The organism is Mesorhizobium sp. M1A.F.Ca.IN.020.06.1.1 (assembly GCF_004023265.1).
Lineage (GTDB): Bacteria > Pseudomonadota > Alphaproteobacteria > Rhizobiales > Rhizobiaceae > Mesorhizobium.
In genome coordinates this window covers 1-4,242 of record NZ_RZSR01000518.1, presented here as the reverse complement: position 1 = coordinate 4,242, position 4,242 = coordinate 1, and the positions used below count along the sequence as shown (strand labels likewise).

Annotated in this window: 6 protein-coding genes; 1 reads left to right on the top strand and 5 read right to left on the bottom strand. The window is 65.9% G+C overall.

What is annotated here, in order from left to right; translation table 11 throughout:
* Positions 1–43 precede the first annotated feature (43 nt).
* Together EOA60_RS21220 and cobD are read right to left on the bottom strand one after the other, a co-directional pair.
* Positions 44–553, bottom strand: a complete 510-nt coding sequence (locus tag EOA60_RS21220; RefSeq protein WP_067329232.1) for a tyrosine phosphatase family protein — start codon at positions 551–553, stop codon at positions 44–46.
* Positions 554–555: 2 nt separating this feature from the next.
* The gene (gene cobD / locus EOA60_RS21215) at positions 556–1,605 is read right to left on the bottom strand and encodes a threonine-phosphate decarboxylase CobD (protein ID WP_095801966.1); all 1,050 of its coding nucleotides are present in this window, start codon (positions 1,603–1,605) and stop codon (positions 556–558) included.
* Here cobD and cbiB point away from each other — a divergent pair.
* Positions 1,604–2,593 carry an adenosylcobinamide-phosphate synthase CbiB gene (gene cbiB / locus EOA60_RS21210; RefSeq protein WP_095801967.1) on the top strand — a complete coding sequence of 330 codons (990 nt, stop codon included), beginning with the start codon at positions 1,604–1,606 and terminating at the stop codon, positions 2,591–2,593. The two genes, cobD and cbiB, sit on opposite strands and share 2 nt — an antisense overlap.
* 6 nt (positions 2,594–2,599) lie before the next feature.
* Here the strand turns inward: cbiB and cobO are convergent, their stop codons facing one another.
* The 3 genes from cobO to EOA60_RS21195 all read right to left on the bottom strand — a co-directional run.
* Positions 2,600–3,229, bottom strand: coding sequence for a cob(I)yrinic acid a,c-diamide adenosyltransferase (cobO, locus tag EOA60_RS21205; protein WP_095825696.1), 630 nt, complete (start codon positions 3,227–3,229; stop codon positions 2,600–2,602).
* A gap of 1 nt (position 3,230) precedes the next feature.
* Positions 3,231–3,752: a bifunctional adenosylcobinamide kinase/adenosylcobinamide-phosphate guanylyltransferase gene (cobU, locus tag EOA60_RS21200; protein WP_095801969.1), complete on the bottom strand. Its 522-nt coding sequence runs from the start codon at positions 3,750–3,752 to the stop codon at positions 3,231–3,233.
* Positions 3,745–4,242 (bottom strand): CbtA family protein (locus EOA60_RS21195; RefSeq protein ID WP_164899443.1); only part of this gene is annotated, 498 nt, incomplete at its 5' end. The genes EOA60_RS21195 and cobU, both read right to left, overlap by 8 nt.

The window sequence follows — 4,242 nt, the reverse complement described above, 5'->3', positions numbered from 1 at the left end:
GGCGAGGCTTGCCGACTGGCTGGCGTAGCGGAACAGTGCGAGCTCAATCTCTAATGCTGAGTTCGAACGGAATCCCTTCAAATGCATCTGCACCGCGCCCGATTGCTTCGACCGCCGCGATCATCCGGCCTTCTCGCCCAAGCAACATATCCGCAACGGCAATCAGCCTTGGATTGGGCGTCGCTGACGGCGAGAGAAAGCGCAGCGTCTTCGCCAGCTCCGCCTCGTCGCGTTTGGGCGCCAGTGCCGCCGCGATAATATAGGCCGATGCCGTCGAGCGGCTGATACCGGCATAGCAGTGCACGACCATCGGTTTGGCCCTGTCCCAGCGATAGGCGAAGTCGAGCAGCGCGCGCACATGCTCCTCGCCCGGCATGGTCATGCCTTCCTGCGCGGCGACGATGTCGTGCATGACGAGATGCAGATGGTTTTCGGCCAGTATCGAGGCCGGACGGATCATCCCGGTGCCGTCGGCGAGCAGCGACAGCAAGCGCTCCGCGCCGGTTCTCGCAACGGTCTCCTCCACCTTCGACAGCGAACAGACATGGATCATCGTCAGCACTCCTTCGGCGCATAGTCGCGCCGCGAGGCCCACGCTGCAAGCGCGCTCTCGAGCCGCTGCCACTCCTCTTCGCTGCCGGGCAGACCGACGCGCAAGGCGTGCGGACGATCGGCAAAATGGCGGACCAAGATACCGCGTTCGCCAAGAGCGGAGAACAGGGAGGCAGCATCGGAGAACGACAAATAGCGGAACAAACTGGTGCCGCCGGCGACCGCGATACCGAATCGGCTGAGCAGCGCGTCGAGGCGCTTGGCATCGGCTGCCAGGCCCTGTCGCATGTCATCCTGCCACCCGGCATTCGCCAATGCGCGGATTCCGTATTCAAGTGCAGGACCGGCGACAGCCCATGGCCCAAGCTGCGCCTCCAGCCGCTCGGCTGTCAGTTGGTCGGCCAGCGCGAAACCAAGCCTGACGCCGGCAAGGCCGAAGAATTTGCCGAAGGAGCGCAGCACCACCATACCACCCTGGCCCACATCGCCGGCAAGGCTGTGTTGGACCGGGCCGACATCCATGAAGGCTTCGTCGACCACCAGCAGGCCGCCCTTCGCGCGAAGCCGCGCAGCAAGGCCGACCAGGCGGTGCCTTTCGATCACTCGCCCATCCGGATTGTTCGGGTTGACCAGCACGGCAAGGTCAGCGTCCGCCAAGGCGTCGAAGTCGCCCACCTCCACAATCGCATGGCCTGCAATCGCGGCCGCCCTGGCGTGCTCGGCATAGGTTGGACCCAGCACCAGTGCCTTGCCGGGCCTCACCAGCGAAGCGACCCGCGGCAACAGGATCTGCGTGCCGGGCGCGGCCACGACATGCGCCGCCGACCGCGCGCCATACGCCTTGGCCGCAATTTCGGCCAATTCGCGCAGTCGTCCTGGCTCGGGCAATCGTGACAGGGCGGTGGCGGGCAGATCGAAAAGCGGATAGGAGTGCGGATTGATACCTGTCGAGAGGTCAAGGAAAGGCTGTGGCGCATGAGGAAAGAGCGCGCTTGCCCGGCCAAGGCTGCCGCCGTGATCAACCGCTGCAACCGCTCCGCTTAGAAGCTTCATGTCGATACTGATCGCTTTCCTGTCACTCGCCATCGAACGTGCCCTTGGCTACCCGGACTGGCTGTTTAACGCCATCGGTCATCCGGTAACCTGGATCGGCAGGCTGATATCCTTTCTCGATCGCAGGCTCAACCGCGCCACCGATTCCGACGAATTGCGTCGCCGCCGCGGCCTCCAGGCGCTTCTGGTCGTCCTGCTGGTGCCGGCGGCCATAGGCCTGGCGCTGCATGTCCTGCTCTGGCTGATCTTTCCGTCCGGCCTGGTCATCGCGGCCATTCTCAGCTCCTCGCTTCTGTCGCAGAAGAGCCTCGCCGAGCATGTCGAGGATGTCGCCGATGCGCTGGAGACCGGCGGCCTCACGCTCGGCCGCATCGCCGTTTCGCGCATCGTCGGCCGCGATCCGGACAAGCTCGACAGGGCGGGCGTTGCCCGAGCCGCGATCGAAAGCCTGGCAGAGAATTTCTCCGATGGCGTCGTCGCGCCTGCCATATGGACCGGTGTCGGTGGTTTGGCCGGGGGTGCTGCCTACAAGGCCGCCAACACCGCCGATTCCATGATCGGCCACCGCACGCCGAAATACGAGGCCTTCGGCCGGGCGGCCGCTCGCTTCGACGACCTGGTCAACCTGCCGGCATCGCGGCTCACCGGCCTGCTGATTGTGCTGGCGGCCTTCATCGTCAAGGGCGCCGACCCCCGCAACGCCTGGCAGGTCATGCGGCGTGACGCGAAGAAGCACCGTTCGCCCAATGCCGGCTGGCCGGAAGCCGCCATGGCCGGCGCGCTGGGGCTCGCCCTGGCCGGACCGCGCAGTTATGGCGGCGAGGTCGTCGAGGATGCCTTCATGGGCGAAGGCGGCAGGCGCGAGGCCGAAAGCACCGACATAAGGCAGGCGCTGGAACTCTATCGCGTCGCCGACGGGCTGCTGATCGGCCTGTTCGCGATTTTGTCGGCGACGGTGATCTATCTGACCATTTTGATCGGCGGCTAAGGCGCCTCAGAACTCGATCCCCTGCTGCGCCTTCACGCCGGCCGCGAAATGGTGCTTGGTCAGCCCCATCTCGGTGACGAGATCGGCCGCCTCGACCAGCAGCGGCTTGGCGTTGCGGCCGGTGACGACGACATGCAGGCCCTCGCGGCGCGCCTTCAGCGCCGCGACCACCTTTTCCAGCTCGAGATAATCGTAGCGCAGAGCGATGTTGAGCTCGTCGAGGACGACGAGGCTGATCGAAGGGTCGGCAATCAGCTCGAGCGCCTTCGCCCAGGCAGCCTCGGCGGCGGCTATGTCGCGCTTCAGGTCCTGCGTCTCCCAGGTGAAGCCCTCGCCCATCGCGTGCCAGACGACGCGATCGCCGAAGGCGGCGAAGGCATCCTTCTCGCCCGTGTGCCATTTGCCCTTGATGAACTGGACGACGCCGACGCGCTTGCCGTAGCCAAGCATCCTCAGCGCCAGGCCGAACGCAGCCGTGGTCTTGCCCTTGCCCGGCCCCGTATTGACGATCAGCAGTCCCTTCTCGATCGTCTTGCCGGCCACCTCGGCATCCTGCACCGCCTTGCGCTTGGCCATCTTGGCTCGATGGCGTTCGGCATCCTTGTAGTCGATGATCGTGTCTTTGATCTCGCCCATGTCACTTCGCCTTGAGCGGCAGCCCCGCCACCATCATCAGCACGCTGTCGGCGACAGCCGCGACCTGCTGGTTGAGCCGCCCGGCGGCGTCGCGGAACCGGCGCGCCAGCGCATTGTCCGGCACGATGCCGAGCCCGACTTCGTTAGACACCACAAACCACGGTCCGCGCGGCTGCGAAAGCACATCCGAGAGCCGCCGGCACTCGGCCTCGATATCGTGGTCCGCCAGCATATGATTGCTCAGCCACAATGTCAGGCAATCGATAAGCACCGGCTGGTGATCGGGCAAGGCGTCGATCGCGCCGACCAGGTCGAGCGGCGCATCGACGGTGACCCAGCCTTTGCCGCGGCGCGAGCGATGCAGCGCGATGCGCTCGCGCATCTCCTCGTCATAGGCCTGCGCGGTGGCGATATAGGCCCAAGGCGACGGGCTTGCCGCCACCAGGCACTCGGCATGCGCGCTCTTGCCGGAGCGCGCACCGCCGATGATGAAGGTCAGATGGCCCTCCGCGCGATCAGGCAAAGCTGTCGCGCAGGCTGGTCGACGTACCGGTGAAGCGGCCGCGCACCACACCGACGGCCGCACCGAGCACCAGCCAGAAGACCAGATCGGTGAGGGTCACCGCCACCACGAACTGATGGTGCAGCCCCTCGGGAATCGCCGTCTCGAAGCTGACGGGCTGCGGCGCGCCGACTACGTGCGGAGCGACGATCAGCACGACCGCCAGAATTGCCAAGGGCAGCGACTTGCGAAAGGCGATCAATCCAAGGCCGACCGCGGTTGCGGCCACCGTCGAAATCCACCAGATCTGGCGCGGCAGAAGTTCCGCCGCCGGCATGGCCGGCAGTTCCGGCGGCAGGCCGAGGCCGGGCGCGAGCGTGAAAACCGCAAAGCCGGCAAGGCCCCAGAACACGCCCTGGCGCCAGCTGCCGATGCCACCGGCGAATTCCGAGACCGCGACCAGGATCAGCGCGAAGCCGATGCCGGTGACGATGTTTGCGACAACGTTGAA

Excerpts from the sequence above, each read along its gene's own strand:
- cobD (WP_095801966.1), bottom strand. The coding sequence starts at position 1,605 with ATGAAGCTTCTAAGCGGAGCGGTTGCAGCGGTTGATCACGGCGGCAGC.
- cbiB (WP_095801967.1), top strand. The coding sequence starts at position 1,604 with ATGTCGATACTGATCGCTTTCCTGTCACTCGCCATCGAACGTGCCCTT.
- cobO (WP_095825696.1), bottom strand. The coding sequence starts at position 3,229 with ATGGGCGAGATCAAAGACACGATCATCGACTACAAGGATGCCGAACGC.
- EOA60_RS21220 (WP_067329232.1), bottom strand. The coding sequence starts at position 553 with ATGATCCATGTCTGTTCGCTGTCGAAGGTGGAGGAGACCGTTGCGAGA.